The sequence below is a fragment of the Chryseobacterium sp. genome (assembly GCF_045629545.1).
Classification (GTDB): domain Bacteria; phylum Bacteroidota; class Bacteroidia; order Flavobacteriales; family Weeksellaceae; genus Chryseobacterium.
This window is the reverse complement of sequence record NZ_JAZQRK010000029.1, coordinates 85364-102473: the sequence shown is the minus strand read 5'-3', so window position 1 is coordinate 102473 and position 17110 is coordinate 85364. Positions and strand designations below refer to the sequence as shown.

Annotated in this window: 12 protein-coding genes; 4 read left to right on the top strand and 8 right to left on the bottom strand. The window is 33.1% G+C overall.

Translation table 11 applies throughout. The annotated features are described in order from the left end of the window. Nucleotides 1–50 precede the first annotated feature (50 nt). On the bottom strand, nucleotides 51–2201 hold the full coding sequence (gene rnr, locus ACKI42_RS07355) for a ribonuclease R (RefSeq protein ID WP_407403984.1): 2151 nt from the start codon (nucleotides 2199–2201) through the stop codon (nucleotides 51–53). Nucleotides 2202–2446: 245 nt separating this feature from the next. Beyond that, nucleotides 2447–2881, bottom strand: coding sequence for a ribose 5-phosphate isomerase B (rpiB, locus tag ACKI42_RS07350; protein ID WP_407403982.1), 435 nt, complete (start codon nucleotides 2879–2881; stop codon nucleotides 2447–2449). Between the two features lie 1027 nt (nucleotides 2882–3908). Here rpiB and ACKI42_RS07345 point away from each other — a divergent pair. Then, nucleotides 3909–5099 carry a phosphoglycerate kinase gene (locus ACKI42_RS07345; protein ID WP_407403980.1) on the top strand — a complete coding sequence of 397 codons (1191 nt, stop codon included), beginning with the start codon at nucleotides 3909–3911 and terminating at the stop codon, nucleotides 5097–5099. A 262-nt stretch (nucleotides 5100–5361) separates the two neighbouring features. Here ACKI42_RS07345 and ACKI42_RS07340 read toward each other — a convergent pair whose 3' ends face one another. The 6 genes from ACKI42_RS07340 to ACKI42_RS07315 form a co-directional block, all read right to left on the bottom strand. After that, a complete protein-coding gene (locus tag ACKI42_RS07340; protein WP_407403978.1) occupies nucleotides 5362–6183 on the bottom strand; it encodes a class I SAM-dependent methyltransferase in 822 nt (273 codons plus the stop codon). Nucleotides 6184–6278: 95 nt separating this feature from the next. Continuing rightward, nucleotides 6279–8141: a tRNA uridine-5-carboxymethylaminomethyl(34) synthesis enzyme MnmG gene (gene mnmG / locus ACKI42_RS07335; protein WP_407403976.1), complete on the bottom strand. Its 1863-nt coding sequence runs from the start codon at nucleotides 8139–8141 to the stop codon at nucleotides 6279–6281. 207 nt (nucleotides 8142–8348) lie between these two features. Next, nucleotides 8349–8762 carry an rRNA maturation RNase YbeY gene (gene ybeY, locus ACKI42_RS07330; protein ID WP_407403974.1) on the bottom strand — a complete coding sequence of 138 codons (414 nt, stop codon included), beginning with the start codon at nucleotides 8760–8762 and terminating at the stop codon, nucleotides 8349–8351. Between the two features lie 4 nt (nucleotides 8763–8766). Next, nucleotides 8767–10923: a patatin-like phospholipase family protein gene (locus ACKI42_RS07325; protein ID WP_407403972.1), complete on the bottom strand. Its 2157-nt coding sequence runs from the start codon at nucleotides 10921–10923 to the stop codon at nucleotides 8767–8769. A 3-nt stretch (nucleotides 10924–10926) separates the two neighbouring features. Continuing rightward, nucleotides 10927–13374: a bifunctional UDP-N-acetylmuramoyl-tripeptide:D-alanyl-D-alanine ligase/alanine racemase gene (locus ACKI42_RS07320; RefSeq protein WP_407403970.1), complete on the bottom strand. Its 2448-nt coding sequence runs from the start codon at nucleotides 13372–13374 to the stop codon at nucleotides 10927–10929. Nucleotides 13375–13546: 172 nt separating this feature from the next. Continuing rightward, complete coding sequence (locus ACKI42_RS07315) at nucleotides 13547–14137, bottom strand: thymidine kinase (RefSeq protein WP_407403968.1); 591 nt, start codon at nucleotides 14135–14137, stop codon at nucleotides 13547–13549. Between the two features lie 111 nt (nucleotides 14138–14248). Here ACKI42_RS07315 and ACKI42_RS07310 point away from each other — a divergent pair, with 111 nt between their 5' ends. The 3 genes from ACKI42_RS07310 (at nucleotide 14249) to fabG (ending at nucleotide 17055) form a co-directional block, all read left to right on the top strand. Further along, nucleotides 14249–15517, top strand: a complete 1269-nt coding sequence (locus tag ACKI42_RS07310) for a hypothetical protein (protein WP_407403966.1) — start codon at nucleotides 14249–14251, stop codon at nucleotides 15515–15517. Between the two features lie 2 nt (nucleotides 15518–15519). Then, entirely contained in the window at nucleotides 15520–16197 is a 678-nt protein-coding gene (gene rsmI / locus ACKI42_RS07305; RefSeq protein ID WP_407403964.1) for a 16S rRNA (cytidine(1402)-2'-O)-methyltransferase, read from the top strand. Nucleotides 16198–16311: 114 nt separating this feature from the next. Next, the gene (gene fabG, locus ACKI42_RS07300; RefSeq protein ID WP_407403962.1) at nucleotides 16312–17055 is read left to right on the top strand and encodes a 3-oxoacyl-[acyl-carrier-protein] reductase; all 744 of its coding nucleotides are present in this window, start codon (nucleotides 16312–16314) and stop codon (nucleotides 17053–17055) included. Nucleotides 17056–17110 lie beyond the last annotated feature (55 nt).

Below are 17110 nucleotides of genomic sequence, written 5' to 3'. Positions count from 1 at the left end.
ATGAAAAATTTTTCATTTTATTTAAAACAAATTTAGCATTTATGATTTAATTAGTCAACAATCTTAAAATCCAACTGTTTTTGGATCAGATTTGCTTTGATTACTTTCACCTTCAATTGATCTCCCAATTGGTATTTGTTTCCAGTACTAGAGCCATATACTGCATGGGTAGATTTGTCATAGCTATATGAGTCGTCTACTAAATCTCTCAGTTTTATTAATCCTTCTGCACCATTTTCTGGTATTTCTACCCAGAAACCAAATTCTGCCACACCCGAAATTACACCCGTAAATGTTTCTCCCAGATGTTTCTCCATAAATTTCACTTGCATGAATTTTATAGATTCTCTTTCTGCATCGGCTGCCAATTTTTCTCTTGCGCTACAGTGCTTAGATTTTTCTTCCAAATCGTTTTTATCAGTAGATTTTCCACCATCCAAATAATGTTGTAATAGCCTGTGTGCCAATAAATCTGGATATCGACGAATAGGAGAGGTGAAGTGAGAATAATAATCGAAACCTAGACCGTAATGTCCAATAGGATTGGTAGAATATATCGCTTTGCTCATACTACGCATTGCTAATGTTTCAACCATATTTTCTTCGCCTTTTCCTTTCACATCTTTCAAAAGATTATTGATGGATTCTGCCACTTTTTTGGTGTTTCCAAGATCCATCTTGTATCCAAATGTTGATACAAAATCCTTAAGAGCAGTTAGCTTTGCTGGATCTGGATCGTCGTGTATTCTATATATAAAGGTATTGTTATTATTTTCTCCTCTTTTATTTAACGATACAAATTCAGATACTTTTTTATTTGCCAAAAGCATGAATTCTTCAATTAAATGATTCGAATCTTTACTTATTTTAAAATAAACACCTACAGGTTCGTTTTTCTCATTTAGGTTAAATCTTACTTCGCTTCTATCAAATGTGATTGCACCATTTTTAATACGTTTATCACGCATTATTTTCGCCAAACGATCTAACGTTAAAATCTCCTCTGTAAGGTCTCCTTGTTGTGTTTCTATGCGCTCCTGTGCTTCTTCATAAGAAAATCTTCTATCAGAATGGATGACAGTTCTACCAAACCATTGGTTCACTACCTCTGCGTTTTCATTCATTTCAAATACGGCAGAAAATGTATATTTATCCTCATGAGGTCTTAGAGAACATACGTCATTACTTAATACTTCTGGAAGCATTGGTACCACACGATCCACCAAGTATACAGAAGTAGCTCTTTCATATGCTTCATCATCCAAGATTGTTCCTGGAACTACATAATGCGCAACGTCAGCAATGTGCACTCCAATTTCCCAATTTCCGTTGTCTAGCTTTTCGATAGACAAAGCATCATCAAAATCCTTTGCATCTTTTGGATCAATAGTGAATGTGCAGATACTACGCATATCTCTACGCTTTGCTACTTCTTCATCGGTAATTCTTCTATCTATATTTTCTGCATCTCTTTCCACTTCTTCTGGGAAAGTGTACGGCAAACCATATTCTGCAAGGATAGAGTGTATTTCTGTTTCGTGATCACCAGGCGCACCCAATACTTTCACGATTTCACCACTTGGATTTTTATCTCCAAGTTTCCATTCAATCATTTTTACAACTACTTTATCACCATTTTTTGCATCATTAAATTTGCTTTTAGGGACAAAAATATCTGTGTTGATAAATTTTTTGTCACATACAACAAATGCAAATTCTTTTTGCTCTATCAGCTGGAATGTTCCTACAAATTCTGTTCTTTTTCTTTCTAAAACTTCTAATACAGAACCCTCCATTTTTTTGCCCTTAAAGTTGTAAGTAACGATAAGTACTTTATCACCTTGCAAAGCATCTTTTACATTTTTAGAATGGATAAAGACATCATCATTCAGGTTCTCTACTTTCACATAGGCATTTCCACTTTGGTTAAAATCAATAACACCAGTAAGAGTACCTTCGATATTTAGGTTTATATTATATTTTCCTTTGCTAGGTTCTTTAATTTTTTGTGATGATAATAACTTGTGTAGAGCTTGTATAACCAATTCTCTTTGTCTAGGATTTTTATGGTCTATTCCATCTGAGATTTGTTTATAATTGTATACTTTATTTTGATCTTGGTTCATAAAACGGAGAATTAATCTCCCTATTTCCAATAGTTTTGAGTCATTTTTCTGACTTATATATTTACGTTTTTTCATTGTTTTTAATTATTATTAAATTGATTTTCATCAATTTTGCTTCCAATTTATAAGAAAGGAAGTATTAGTATCGTATAAATTTAATACAAAAAAGGAGATGAGGGAAGAAAAACCTATTAATAAATGTTTAGAATAAATTAATGGTTGGCAGCAGAAACTAATAGAGTATTATTTATATATTATCATACAAAGATAAGAAATAGAAAATAAATAAGGCTCGCAAACTGAATTACAAGCCTTTATCTTTAGCAATAAGCGATTTTATCTACTCTTGTTTGATGTCTACCACCTTCAAAATCCGTAGAAAGAAATTTGTTTGCGATTTCTATAGCGACTTCTTTAGCAACAAATCTTGCAGGGATAGAAATCATATTCGCATCGTTGTGCTGTCTAGCCAACTCTGCAATTTCGGGCATCCAACACAATGCACATCTTATTTTTTGGTGTTTATTAGCGGTTATTTGAACTCCATTTCCGCTTCCACAGATTAGAATTCCTAATTCGTTTTCACCATTCTCAACTGAAGTTGCAGCAGGATGTACAAAATCTGGATAATCTACACTGTCTGTAGAAAAAGTTCCAAAATCTTGTACTTCAAAGTTTTCTTCTAGATGTTTCTTTAGAATTTCTTTGTATTCATACCCAGCGTGATCTCCGGCAATAGCAATCTTTCTTTTCATTATTACTTTATTTCTATTGTTATTAAATCTAGATACAAAGTTAAGATAAATCCAATATACACAACGCATATATCTACATGATTAGTAACTAAAATAGCAATAAGAACATGATGAATTAATAGATTCAAATAATAATATTTTAATAATGATAAATATAAACCAACATACCTAAAAATTTCGTTTAAAAATTTAAACTATTTATTTAGTTAAAATAAGTTTCTTTAAAAGAATCTTATTTTCATGTTTATGAAATGATTCATTTTTCTTATGCTATAATCATTATAGATAACATAGTAGCCTCCAGGTCTAAAATCCGTTATACTTGTTTAAAATATTTAGTCCAATTGATATAAATTTTTCATCGCTTAATGGAGAAATCTAGATTTCAATTCTCTACCACTGAATGTTCAAGTTTTGGAAAATTATTCAATTTTCAGAATTTTTTTGTGGATAATGTTCTTCATCAACTTCCTGATATCATAATAATTAACATAGTTATCCACAATAGAATCATTGAAATATAGCCCTAAAACGCAATTTTTCACAAATTGTTAGCAAAATTGTTAATAACTGTGGAAAACTTTGGAGAACTTCTGAAAACTATTTCTTGCATTATTCGAGCATAATGACTATTGCAAAACCACATCTGAAATGCCATCAATTAGTTTTAAATTTTATCCACATCAATATTAATAGATTATCCATAGGTATAAAACTAACAATTTAAATCCTCAAAAGTTACTAACAATTGTGGATAACTAACTCATATAATTGGTTTACAGTATATTACATTGTTGATTATATATGAATTAAGCACTAGTTATATGTTATCAAGTTTTTACGAAAAAGTTAACCACAAACTAACAAACACTCAACAACAACTATCATTATTTTCTTTATTATAAAAAAAAATTGATGAGTGATAGGATGAATGAGTGTTAGGAAATTTTTCAAACTTTTGGGAATACTGATCCAATCAAAAAATTTAAAATCTTACATTTGTGAAACAAAAAATTTCAAGTTAATTATGAAAACAGTAAACGATTTTAATTTCCAGAATAAGAAAGTGCTTGTAAGAGTAGATTTCAACGTTCCGCAGGATGCTGAGCTTAAGGTAACAGATAGTACAAGGATTGCTGCAGTAAAGCCTACTATAGAGAAGATATTACAAGATGGAGGTTCTGTAATCTTGATGACGCATCTTGGTAGACCAAAAGGAGCAGTAAAAGAGGAATTTTCTTTGAAGAACATTGTAGATGAAGTTTCAGCTGTATTGGGACATCCTATAAAGTTTGTAGAAGATTCTATAGGTGATGTTGCAGTAGAGGCTTCAAAGAATTTACAACCTGGCGAGATCTTGCTATTGGAGAATTTGCGTTTTCATAATGAAGAGGAGAATGGTGATGAGAAGTTTGCAGAACAGCTTTCTCTGCTGGGTGATGCCTATGTTAATGATGCCTTTGGCACAGCTCACAGAGCACATGCTTCTACATCGGTAATAGCAGAGTTTTTTCATGAAACTAAATTTTTCGGTTTACTGATGGCTAATGAACTAAAAGCAATTGATAAGGTTTTGAAAAGTGGTGAAAAACCCGTAACTGCAATTTTAGGTGGATCGAAAGTTTCAACTAAAATTACTATTATAGAAAATATTCTACCTGCAATTGATAATTTAATTATTGGAGGAGGAATGGCATTTACTTTTATTAAAGCACTTGGTGGTAAAATAGGGAATTCTCTTGTAGAAGATGATAAGTTACCATTGGCATTAGAAATTTTAGCAAAAGCCAAAGAAAATAAAGTTTCTGTCCACTTGCCATCGGACACTGTCATTGCTGAGAGTTTCAATAATGAATCTGAAAGTAAAGTGGTAGATATCTATGAAATTCCGGAAGGATGGATGGGATTAGATGCGGGTACAAAATCTAGAGAACAATTTAATGATGTACTTTTAAATTCTAGAACAATTCTGTGGAACGGACCCATAGGAGTTTTTGAAATGCCAAATTTTGCTGCGGGTACAATTGCTCTGGGCGAAAGTATTGCAGAAGCTACTAAGTTGGGAGCTTTCTCACTAGTTGGTGGTGGTGACAGTGTTGCCTTTGTAAAACAATTTGGTTATGATGAGAAAGTAAGTTATGTTTCTACTGGAGGTGGAGCCATGCTAGAAAGTTTGGAGGGACTAGAACTTCCAGGTATTGCTGCGATAAATAATTAATATATAAATCGTGTTAAATATAAAAGCCAACTCTGCTGAGTTGGCTTTTCATTTTAAATAAGTAATCCCACTTTTATAAAATATTGAATCATTATCCTACATTCTGACTTTGTATTAATTTTTTCTTAACTCTAAGCTAGAGAGTAGGGGAGGGGCTTACTTTTGAAGTGAGTGAAATTTCGCTCACCAATTCCTGAATAATTTTTATTTAAAGTAATTTGTTTCCAAACCCGACGTCAGAAATGGCTCAAAAATTGATTATCTATTGTTTTTTGATTACGTATATCAAACTCGAATATTCGTTCGAAAACAATGCCTTTACGTTAGAAATTGTTCCAAAAACAATTGCTTTAAGCCAAAATAGAGGAGATTTTTTATATTTTTCGCTTAGCAACGAAATATAATACGCATCTAAAATTAGAGGCTTAATTTTTCTCAATTTCCAATTTTTATTTTTTGAAATGAGATTTTCCATTCCATTTTTTGAAAAATGGTAGAAGTGTCTTGGTACATCATACGCTGCCCAATATTCTTTATAATGCTTAGCATCATAAGAAGTGGGATTGGGTACAGCAATAATAAGGATTCCATCATCCTTCAATTTCGTATGAAAAATCGAAAGCATTTCATCTTGATTTTCTATATGTTCGAAAACATGCCAAAGCGTAATGGCATCTAAACTTTTATTTTCTATGGCATCAAGGTCATTAATTATTTTTGCTTTAGAAATTTTATTTTGCGCTACGGTTCTTGCATCGTTGTCGGGTTCATAGCCGAAAGTATGGAAATCGCTCTCTATAAATTTTACAAATTCGCCAGCTCCGCAACCATAATCTAAAACTTTTGAACCTTTTTTTATTCTATCAATTAAAATATTTTTTTTGTATCCAAGATTGAATGATTGAAGAAATTTGTACAATTTTTCTTTCAAACTTCCTGTATCTTGGTGATGAGAAATATAATCTTCGCTTTCATAATACTTAGAAATATTGGGTGGGGTAGGGGAGGTTTTGTAAACTCCTTTTGTATCTGTTTCTATTATTTCGAAAATTTCTTGTGATAGAAAATGATCTTTAATTTTCATGGTGTATAATTATTATAAATAAAAAGAACAATGAAAAAGTTTTGAATTTTTACATTGTTCTTAATAAAATGTTTCACGTGAAACATTATTCGTTATTATCTTCCCAAATATACCATTAATACATTAATGTCAGCAGGAGAAACTCCGCTTATTCTTCCAGCTTGTGCTAGAGTTTTAGGCTTCACTTTTGTCATTTTTTGTTTCGCTTCAGAAGACAAACTTGTAATTGCAGTAAAATCAAATTCGTCTGGAATCTTCACATTTTCCAATCTGTTAAGTTTTGCTACATTTTCTTTTTCTTTATCAATATATCCTTTGTATTTGATATTTACTTCAGCTTGTTCTCTTACTTCTTCATTGTATTCTGTAAGTTTTTCTTTGATGAAGTCTATAGCTTCTAATTTCTCTAAAGTGATATTGGGACGCGTGAGAATTTGAGATGCTCTATAAGCTTGATCCACCGGATTACTTTCCATACTTTCTAGTATTGGATTGATCACTTTTGGCTTCAATGAAGTATCACGCAAGTAGGCCTCAAGCTCTTGGCTATTCGCAACTTTTTCGTGTACATTTTTTAATCTCTCTTCTTTTGCCAAACCGATATTGTAAGATTTTTCTGTTAATCTAATATCTGCATTATCTTGTCTTAATAGCAATCTGTATTCTGCTCTAGAAGTAAACATTCTGTAGGGTTCTTCTGTACCTTTTGTAATAAGGTCATCAATAAGAACTCCGATATAAGCTTCATCTCTATTCAAGATGAAATCATCTTTTTCGTGTACTTTGTTATGTGCATTGATACCTGCGATGAGTCCTTGTCCAGCCGCTTCTTCATATCCAGTAGTTCCATTGATTTGGCCTGCAAAATATAAATTGTCGATCAGCTTTGTTTCCAAAGTATGCTTCAATTGTGTAGGTGGAAAATAATCGTACTCGATGGCATAACCTGGACGGAAAACCTTTACATTTTCGAATCCTGGAATTTCCTTCATTGCTTTTATTTGTACATCTTCTGGTAGAGAAGAACTAAATCCGTTAACATAGATTTCACAAGTTTTCCATCCTTCTGGTTCTACAAAAAGTTGGTGTCTGTTTCTTTCTGCGAACCGATTTATTTTGTCTTCTATACTCGGACAATATCTAGGTCCTAAACTTTGAATTGTTCCGTTGAACATTGGACTTCTATCGAAACCTTCGCGTAAAATATCGTGTACATTTTCGTTCGTATATACAATATGACAGCTTAGTTGTTTCGTTAATTTTGGAGTATCAAGATAACTAAATTTTTGAGGACTCTCGTCACCTTTTTGTTCTTCCATTTTTGTGTAGTCTAAACTTCTTCCGTCTACTCGTGGAGGAGTTCCGGTTTTCATTCTTCCCGCTTCGAATCCTAGAGAAACCAATTGTTCTGTAATTCCAAAAGCTCTAGGTTCTCCCATTCTTCCTCCACCCAATTGTTTGTCGCCAACGTGAATTAATCCGTTCAGGAAAGTTCCGTTTGTAAGAACAACGGAGTTTGATCTTATTTGAATTCCAAGAGAAGTAACTACACCAACTGCTTTATTATTTTCTATAATAAGCGACTTTACCATATCTTGGAAGAAGTCTAAGTTGGGAGTATTTTCTAGTGCGTATCTCCATTCTTCTGCAAAAAGCATTCTGTCATTTTGCGTTCTTGGCGACCACATTGCTGGACCTTTTGAAAGGTTAAGCATTTTAAATTGTATTGCAGATTTGTCGGCAACGATACCCGAGTATCCACCCATTGCATCGATCTCTCTTACAATTTGTCCTTTTGCAATTCCGCCCATTGCTGGGTTGCAACTCATCTGTCCGATGGTCTGCATATTCATTGTTACCAATAGAGTTCTCGACCCTAAGTTGGCAGCAGCGGCAGCAGCTTCGCAACCTGCGTGGCCTGCACCAACTACAATTACATCATATGTTTCTGAAATCATTTTTATCTGATCTTTTTAGCTTTAAAATAGTTGAAAATTTACAAATGTTTCACGTGAAACATTATAATAAAAATCAATCTAAGAGGTTGTTTGTTGAATTATCTAGCCCCGATTGTAGCCTTGTTTGAGCTCGTTTTTCTTTGTGTAAAAAGAAAAATAGCGAGGGCGAAAAGCGGGATTAGCTCCTTATAATACAAAGCACAGAGGTTATCCTTTGTTGTGCTTTGCGATATAGAAATCTTCTTTGCTTCGCATTTCTTTCTCGTCTTCTTCGGATTTATCTTTATAACCACAGAGGTGAAGAATGCCATGAGCGAGAACTCGTTTTTGTTCTTCTTCAAATGATTTTGATAAAAAAGAAGCATTGTCTGAAACGCGTTGCAAAGATACAAAAATCTCTCCGTTTATTGTTTTGCCTTTTACAGAATCGAAAGTGATAATGTCTGTATAGTAATCGTGTTGCAAATGATCTTGATTGATCTTGAGCAAATACTCGTCATCACAAAAGATGTAGTTGATTTCGCCTATTTTTTTTCCTTCTGAAAGTATAATATCTTCCAGCCATTTTTTGTAATCTGTGTCTACCGTCTCGGGTAAGTTTTCGTAAAAGAAGTGTATCATCGTTTTAAAACCAGTGTCCTAGAATAACACTGAATATGCCTTTTTGATTATTGTTGAGTGAGTGGCTAAAGTTGAATTTGATCTGTCCGAATGGAGATTTGTATCCAGCCATTAAACCAAAAGCGCTATAATTAACCTTCACTGCATCTTCGAATGTAAGGTCATCTGAGAGATTAGCAAATGAGAAATTACCGCTTAGGAAAAAGTTTTTGTTGAACCTAAATTGTATATCATTAGATATTAAAATAACGTTGTTGGTATCCAATTGTCCGAAATAATATCCATTGAAGGATTTAAAGTTAATAATGTTTTGCTGGAAGATTCCACCTAATCTATATTGATAAAAATTGGGAATTTCGTCTCCAATGGTAATGCCACCATATAGATTAAGATGATAGGTAAATTGCTTGGATATTGGAACATTGACTCTGATATCTGCTTTTACTTGGATCACTCTTTTTGGGATTTCTGTCTTCAAAAGATCGATCACTTTTCCTTCCGCATTAAGATAAAACCCTTTCCTTGGGAAATCTTTGTCATTTTGCGTGTCGCTTTTAAGAAAAATATAAGGGTTCAGAAATCTACTGGTACGTTGGTTGCTGCCATTAAGTTCAGCCTGAAAATAATCATGACTAAGACCGGCTCCTATTGCAAATTTGTCTCTCCAAATAGATTGAATATACATCTCATTTCGTAGCCAATCCCATTGGTCGGAAACTACGTTATCATTGTTTTTTAGATCAAAGCTCATCCCAGAGGAGTAAATACCAAATCCTGGAATATATCCATTATCGATAAAATAATTAAGATAATATCTCGGTTTATCTCCTACAACAACATCTAAAGAGAGATTAGAGTTTTTTACTAATAATCTTTTTGCTGAATAATTGAGAAGTAAGCCTGTTTTAAAAACTTCATCATAATGCAATCCGAACTTTAAGAAATGTCTAGCTTCATCTTCGGTTACATAAAGTTTTAAATAGTTGATATTATTCTCTGTAATGATATCATAATTGATGAACTTGTAGTTGTTAGTAGCTACCAATTTATCGATTCCTTTGTTAATGCTTCCGTAAGTTTGCATGGAGGGTAGTCGGATTCCCATCTTTCCTAAAACATAATTTTTACCATATATTTTGCCTCCTTCTATCGCGACACTATCAATCTTGTAGACGTTAGAGTATATTGGGTTAACTGTTTGCCTAAGACGATCAAATTCTCTTTTCGGTAGTTGGTCTAATATCTCAGTATACTTTAGACCTTCTGTAAATCCGTTATCCAAAATTTTCTTTTTTTCGTCGTAACTTGTAGCAGACATTCCTTTTAGATCGGGCTTAATATTGATATCGGTATATCTATATTGGCGCTTGGTGTCTTTTTGAATTCCGAAATCGATCACCTGATTGAGAATAGAGATAATATTGGTAAGATCTTCTCTCTTGGATAAGTCCTGATTAAGATCCACACCAATTACGATATCGATACCTTTATCTTTAAGTGGTTTTGATGGATAATTAACCGTCATTGCACCATCAATATAAATGCTATCTCCGATTTTTACAGGATCCATTAGTGAAGGAAATGCGGAACTTGCCATAATAGATTGTACCAAATCTCCTTTCTCGAAAATCTGCATAGTTCCACTTTCTAAATTGGTAGCAACACACATAAAGGGGATAGGAAGCTTAGAAAAATCGTCAATGGTAGAAACATTTTTAAAAAGCTCTTTTAGTAAATACACATTTTTTTGTCCTGTACTGATGGAAGAAGGCAGTGTAATTTTTTTATTTTTAATGGGGATAGACATGAGGTACTTGTCTACCGATTTATTAAAAAAAGTACTTTCTGTACGAGATTTCGGGTCTGTAATGAGGGAGATGAAATCTGTATCCATCACTATTTTTTCAATGTCTTTTCCGGTATATCCAGCAGCATATAATCCACCGACAATAGAACCCATACTGGTACCCGCGACGTAATCTACTTTTACTCCTAATGAATCTAAAATTTTCAAAACTCCAATGTGTGCAAAACCCTTGGCGCCGCCACCTGCAAGTGAAAGCCCAATCTTTGGATTTTTGGGAATTACCAAATCTTTTTTGATCTGAGACTGCATCAAAGCAAGTTGGAAAATGAATAATAGTAGAAGGAGTTTTTTCATATTTTAGTCTTTTATATAGATCCGTTTTACCCGAGGTGAGATAGAAGTTAGCACTTCATAGGTAATGGTTTTGCAATAGCCAGCAAAGTCTCGAAGACTTGGTTTGGTATTAAAGATTGTTACTGTATCGCCTTCATTTACATACGGAATTCCATCTACATTAATCATCATCATATCCATACATATATTACCAACGATGGGTGCCAATTTTTTATTGATGCCCACATTACCTATTTCGTTTCCTATCAATCTAGGAATTCCATCTGCGTAGCCTACAGGTATCGTAGCTATTTTGGTTGTGTGATTAGTTTTATATTTTCTAGAGTATCCTACAGATTCTCCAATTTGTACTTCTGATATTTGGGATATTACGGTTTTAAAACTTACGCAAGGTCTCAGTTTTTTTTGTATTTCAGGATAAGCAGATTCTCCAAGCATACCAATTCCTATTCTTACCATTTCATATTGATGATCGGTGAAACTAGTGATTCCTGCAGAATTTAAGATATGCCTAATCGGTTGATAGCCCAAATTATCGATTAAAAAATCTGAATTTTCTTTAAAGGTATGAAGCTGTTTCAACGTGAATTCTTTTTCCGAGGGAACATCCGAAGAAGAAAGATGACTGAAAATGCTTTTTACTTTAACATTTTTTGATCTAATATTATCTGATAATTCTTTCAGTTCATTTTGTTTGAAACCCAGACGATGCATCCCAGTTTCCAGTTTTATATGAATGGGAAATTGATCTTCATAACCCGATTTTTGTACCGCTTCATAAAACATTTCTAAAACTCTGAAACTATAGATTTCAGGTTCTAGATTATATTGTATAATAGAATCGTAGCTATGTTGCTCCGGATTCATCACGATAATGGGAGTTGTGATTCCTTTTTTTCTCAACTCTACACCTTCATCAGCTACAGCAACACCAAGATAATCGATATGGTGATGTTGTAAAAATTCTGATATTTCATAGCTTCCCAAACCATAAGAATTGGCTTTCACCATAGCCATCATTTTGGTAGAAGGCTTCAATAAGGATTTGTGAAAATTGATGTTATGAAGAATTGCATTGAGGTTTACCTCTAAAATAGTATCATGTTTTCTAAGTTCTAAAAGTTCTTTCAGTTGATCAATTTCAAATTTTCTAGCTCCTTTTAGTAATATAATTTGATTTTCAATATCTGTTAATCGCTTGCTTATAATCAACTCTTCAGTATTAGAAAAAGTGAAATTTTTAGATTTAAACAAATTAGAAAATTGTGTAATAGTATCACCAATTAGAAAAACAGAATCGAAATTTTGTTCATTTACAAGATCGGAAACTTCTTCGTACAACTCTTGAAAATTAGAATTCACTCCCAAAATATCGGTAAGTACCAAAGATTTTTTAGGCTTATTGTATTCTTTTAAAAATTGAAAAGCAGTTTTCAGAGAATCCAGATCGAGGTTGAATGAATCATTAATTACGATATTATTTCGCACTGCTTCCACAGCTTCTAGTCGCATTTCTACTGCCTTTAAAGCATTTATCTTTTCTACTATTTTCTCATTGCTGATAGATAATTGTTTAAGAACTGTAATAAGAGCCATCACATTTGTTAATGTAGCTTCGTCTCTTTGTTGCGCAGGAAATTTTATATCTTCGTCAAAATAACTTACGATGATGTCTTCTTTTTTTGAAATATCACTTTTTATAAAAACGTCATTATGATTTTTAAAACCATAAGAAATTAGCTTTTTGTTGACGTATATTTCTTTTATTTTTTTTGAAACTAAAGAATTGTCTCCATTGAAAATAACGATTTCCGAATTTCTAAAAAGAAGCAATTTTTCATCGATCAATTGTTCTTCTGAGGAAAAATTAGCAGCGTGTGCTGTCCCAATATGAGTAAGCAATCCGATGGATGGTTGGAAGATATTTTCCAATTTTTCCATCTCATGAGGCTGAGAAATTCCGACTTCGAAAATACCCAATTGATGAGCATCTTTTATTTGTAACAAAGACAGCGGAAGACCAATCTGAGAATTGAAACTCTTAGGGCTTTTTACGATGGGCAATTCATTCCACAAACATTGATAGAGCCATTCTTTAAGAATTGTTTTACCATTACTTCCTGTTATTCCTATAGATTTAATCTTAGAATTAGAAAAATGAAAATGAGCTAATTTTTGTAAAAACTCAATAGAATTATCTACAATGATCCAGTTTATATTTTTAAATTCCGGATAATAATGTTCAGATATGATGATATTTATGCCTTTTCCTATTGCAGACTCTATATATTTTTCGCCATTATTTTTTGGTGTATTGATGGCTATAAAAGCAGTATTTTTGGTAGAATAGATGATTCTGCTATCAAAAGCGATATTCTTGATATTGGTATTTTCATCGCCAATGATTTGGCAATTGGTAATTGTGGCAATTTGTTTGATTGTATAATTCATCGGTGCCTTTTCTTATATACAAGATTGGTACTTTATCTTTTAATAAAGATAGGTAACAATACTATTTATATATCAATTTATTTTAATTATTCCCGAAAATCTAAGATTTTCGGGAATGGATGATTTTTAGTTTTCTAATTGCTAAAAAGAGAGATATGGAATAATTTACTTTCTATTTATTTACCTTAGATAGTACTTCTTCAATAAAAACTCTTCTGCTCACTGCTTCGTAAATATCGGTTTCTCCCAATTCTACCAAGTTATTTCCTTCAGATATTCTCATAGAATAATTAGCTAGATTACCAGTTCTCTTGCAAATTGCATGCACTTTTGTGACATATTCTGCGGTAGCCATCAAATTGGGCATCGGTCCGAATGGTCTTCCAAGAAAATCCATATCCAAACCTGCAATAACTACACGCACGCCATTATTCGCTAGCTGATTGGCTACCTCTACAATACTTTCGTCGAAAAATTGAGCTTCGTCAATCCCTATTACATCACAATTAGATCCTAATAAAATTATTTCATCTGTAGTCTCTACTGCTGTACTTCTTATCTTATTTTTGTTATGAGATACTACATCTTCATCAGAATATCTTGTATCTGTTTTGGGTTTGAAAATTTCCACATTTTGCCCTGCCATCTCTGCTCTGCGAAGTCTCCTTATAAGCTCTTCTGTCTTACCAGAAAACATAGAGCCGCAAATTACTTCCATCCATCCACTTTGTTTGGAATGATTAATTGTATTTTCTAAAAACATTTGTTATTTTAGCCGTAATATTTTAACATCAAAAGTAAGCAATTTTAATAAGATTATTCTATGCAAAACATCCAAGATTTAAACGAAAAGGTTTTTTTTGAATCCAAGAATATGATTAAAATTCTTGAAAAAATAAACACAGTTGACGAATTAATTTCTAAGCAAAACCTTATTAATGAGCTTGCTGAGAGGGTTTCTTTCTTACAGATTTTAAATGATAAGATACACTATTACTCTAATGATGATTTAATATTATCAGATCAAAAAATAAATTTCTCTAATCAGGTTACTAGTTTTGTTTCTCAAGATTTTTCAACAGAAGTAGAAGAAGAAGAAGCTATTTTCAATAATCAGCTGAACGAAATAGACGAAATATGTAATCATATTACAAGTTTTGACCTAGAAGAGGAGGCAATTTTTAATAATGAGCTAAATGAAATTGGTCATAATGAAGAATTTTCTGAAGAAAAACATGACCTTTTAAGTTTTGTGGACGAAGATAGAATCTTAAATAATTCTGAGCCAGAAGAAGAAGTAATTGAGGAAGAAATTTTAGCAAATCCGATAGAAATCCAGCAATTGGATAATGTAGTTTTTGAAGAAAAAAAACTATCAACAAAAGATGAGGATGGTTTGACGAATTCGGAACCTGGAAATACCTCTATTGATGATAATAATTTTAAATCTGAAACACTCCCTGAAGCTACAGAGGAGTTAGAAGAAGAAGAATATACTAAGAATTATAATAATCATCAGGATGAAATGGTTACCGAAAATTCTACTATTGATAGTATTTTATCTGAAATAAAAAAGGATACAGAACCACAGAAAGAGATGACATCTGAAGAATTTTGGGCAATGTCTCATGGTACTGAAAATGTGGCAGAAGAAGGTACTGAAAATGTGGCAGAAGAAGAATGTGTGGAGGTAGTTTCTGAAATTCTTGCAGAAACTCATTATTCTGATGATTCTGAAGATTCTCAGGAAGAAAGAAGAATAAAATTAGCCAATATAAAAGGTCTAAAACCTAATTCCACACCTTCAGAAGAAGAATATGGTAAGGCAGATGACAATCACCAACCTCCAACAATAGAATCTGTACACGAAAGCCCTGCGCTTTCCAAAGGATCAGATGGCGCTGAACCTGTAAAAACTAAAAAAGAATTTAGATTAGACCTTAATGATAGGATGGCATTTACAAAAATGCTGTTTGGAGGCAGCCAATCTGAACTAAATTACGCAGTATTCGAGTTGAATAATTGTAAAAACATAGAAGAGGCAAAAGAGTATCTGAGCGATTTGTATTACGCCAAAGATTGGGGGAAAGCAGATGAATACGCGCAGAGATTATGGATATTAGTAGAAAATAAATTTTTATAATTTTGAGTGGAATCCTATATTTCGTTCCCACACCCGTTGGTAACTTAGAAGATATGACTTTCAGGGCGATTAAAGTCTTAAAAGAGGTAGATTATATATTGTGCGAAGATACGAGGACTTCGGGCGTGCTATTAAAGCATTACGAGATTTCAAAACCATTGAAGTCTTATCATCTCCATAACGAGCATCAGATGACTGAAAAAGTCATACAAGATTTGCAAAGTGGCCAAAGCGTTGCTATTATCACAGATGCAGGTACGCCAGGAATTTCTGATCCGGGATATTTACTAGCAAAAGCTGGATCAGATCATCAGATAGAAATGATTTGCTTACCTGGTGCAACAGCATTAATACCAGCTTTGGTAGTCTCTGGATTGCCTAATAATGAGTTTCTATTTGCAGGCTTTTTACCACCCAAAAAAGGGAGACAAACCAAGTTAAAGCAACTTGCAGAAGAGAAGAAAACTATTGTTTTGTACGAAAGTCCTCACAAAATCAATACAACTTTGGAGCAAATAAAAGAATTCTTTGGTGAGGAAACAAAAGCGAGCTTGAGTAGAGAAATTTCAAAAAAATTCGAAGAGACCAAAAGAGGAACTATAGATGAATTGATAGCGTTCTCTAAAAGTAAAACCTTGAAAGGCGAAATCGTTCTCATCGTTAATAATGCTTTAAAATAGTTAGTTTTAAGTCTTTAATTTTAGATTCTGAAAAATACAATTTATACCTATCTTTGCGGTCTTTTATACAGCTTTTAGCTTATAATATTCACTTAGAAATAAACGATCATACATATGAAATTATTAGAAGGAAAAGTAGCCTTAATTACCGGAGCTACAAGAGGAATTGGGAAAGGTATTGCCGAAATGTTTGCTCAACAAGGGGCAAAGGTTGCCTTTACCTACGCTGGTTCTGTAGAAAAAGCCAAAGAATTAGAAACTGCTTTAAGTTCTGTAACAGAGATCAAAGGATATCAATCTGACGCTTCAGATTATGATGCAGCTCAAAAATTAGTAGACGAAGTAATGGCAGAATTTGGCAAGATTGATATCTTGGTAAACAACGCAGGGATTACCAAAGACAACCTATTGATGAGAATGTCTAAAGATGATTGGGATACCATTATTAAAGTAAATCTAGATTCTGTGTTCAACCTTACAAAAGCGGTGATAAAGCCCATGATGAAAGCAAAAGCAGGTTCTATTATCAATATGACATCAGTAGTTGGAGTAAAAGGAAATGCAGGACAAGCCAACTATGCAGCATCAAAAGCAGGAGTTATTGGTTTTACAAAGTCTGTCGCTTTAGAATTGGGTTCTAGAAACATCAGATGTAATGCTATTGCTCCAGGATTTATAGAAACAGAAATGACGGCTGCTTTAGACGAAAAAACTGTACAAGGATGGAGAGAAGGAATTCCTTTGAAAAGGGGCGGACAGCCAGAAGATGTAGCTAATGCTTGTGTATTCTTCGGAAGCGAAATGTCTTCTTATATCTCTGGACAAGTATTGAACGTAGATGGTGGAATGCTTACCTAATACTTTTTTAAATAAAAAAAAACTCTTCTGCATCCTACAGAAGAGTTTTTTTGCG

What these genes read in the sequence shown, in the direction of transcription:
- rnr (WP_407403984.1), bottom strand. Translation starts at nt 2,201, where the DNA reads ATGAAAAAACGTAAATATATAAGTCAGAAAAATGACTCAAAACTATTG.
- rpiB (WP_407403982.1), bottom strand. Translation starts at nt 2,881, where the DNA reads ATGAAAAGAAAGATTGCTATTGCCGGAGATCACGCTGGGTATGAATAC.
- ACKI42_RS07345 (WP_407403980.1), top strand. Translation starts at nt 3,909, where the DNA reads ATGAAAACAGTAAACGATTTTAATTTCCAGAATAAGAAAGTGCTTGTA.
- ACKI42_RS07340 (WP_407403978.1), bottom strand. Translation starts at nt 6,183, where the DNA reads ATGAAAATTAAAGATCATTTTCTATCACAAGAAATTTTCGAAATAATA.
- mnmG (WP_407403976.1), bottom strand. Translation starts at nt 8,141, where the DNA reads ATGATTTCAGAAACATATGATGTAATTGTAGTTGGTGCAGGCCACGCA.
- ybeY (WP_407403974.1), bottom strand. Translation starts at nt 8,762, where the DNA reads ATGATACACTTCTTTTACGAAAACTTACCCGAGACGGTAGACACAGAT.
- ACKI42_RS07325 (WP_407403972.1), bottom strand. Translation starts at nt 10,923, where the DNA reads ATGAAAAAACTCCTTCTACTATTATTCATTTTCCAACTTGCTTTGATG.
- ACKI42_RS07320 (WP_407403970.1), bottom strand. Translation starts at nt 13,374, where the DNA reads ATGAATTATACAATCAAACAAATTGCCACAATTACCAATTGCCAAATC.
- ACKI42_RS07315 (WP_407403968.1), bottom strand. Translation starts at nt 14,137, where the DNA reads ATGTTTTTAGAAAATACAATTAATCATTCCAAACAAAGTGGATGGATG.
- ACKI42_RS07310 (WP_407403966.1), top strand. Translation starts at nt 14,249, where the DNA reads ATGATTAAAATTCTTGAAAAAATAAACACAGTTGACGAATTAATTTCT.
- fabG (WP_407403962.1), top strand. Translation starts at nt 16,312, where the DNA reads ATGAAATTATTAGAAGGAAAAGTAGCCTTAATTACCGGAGCTACAAGA.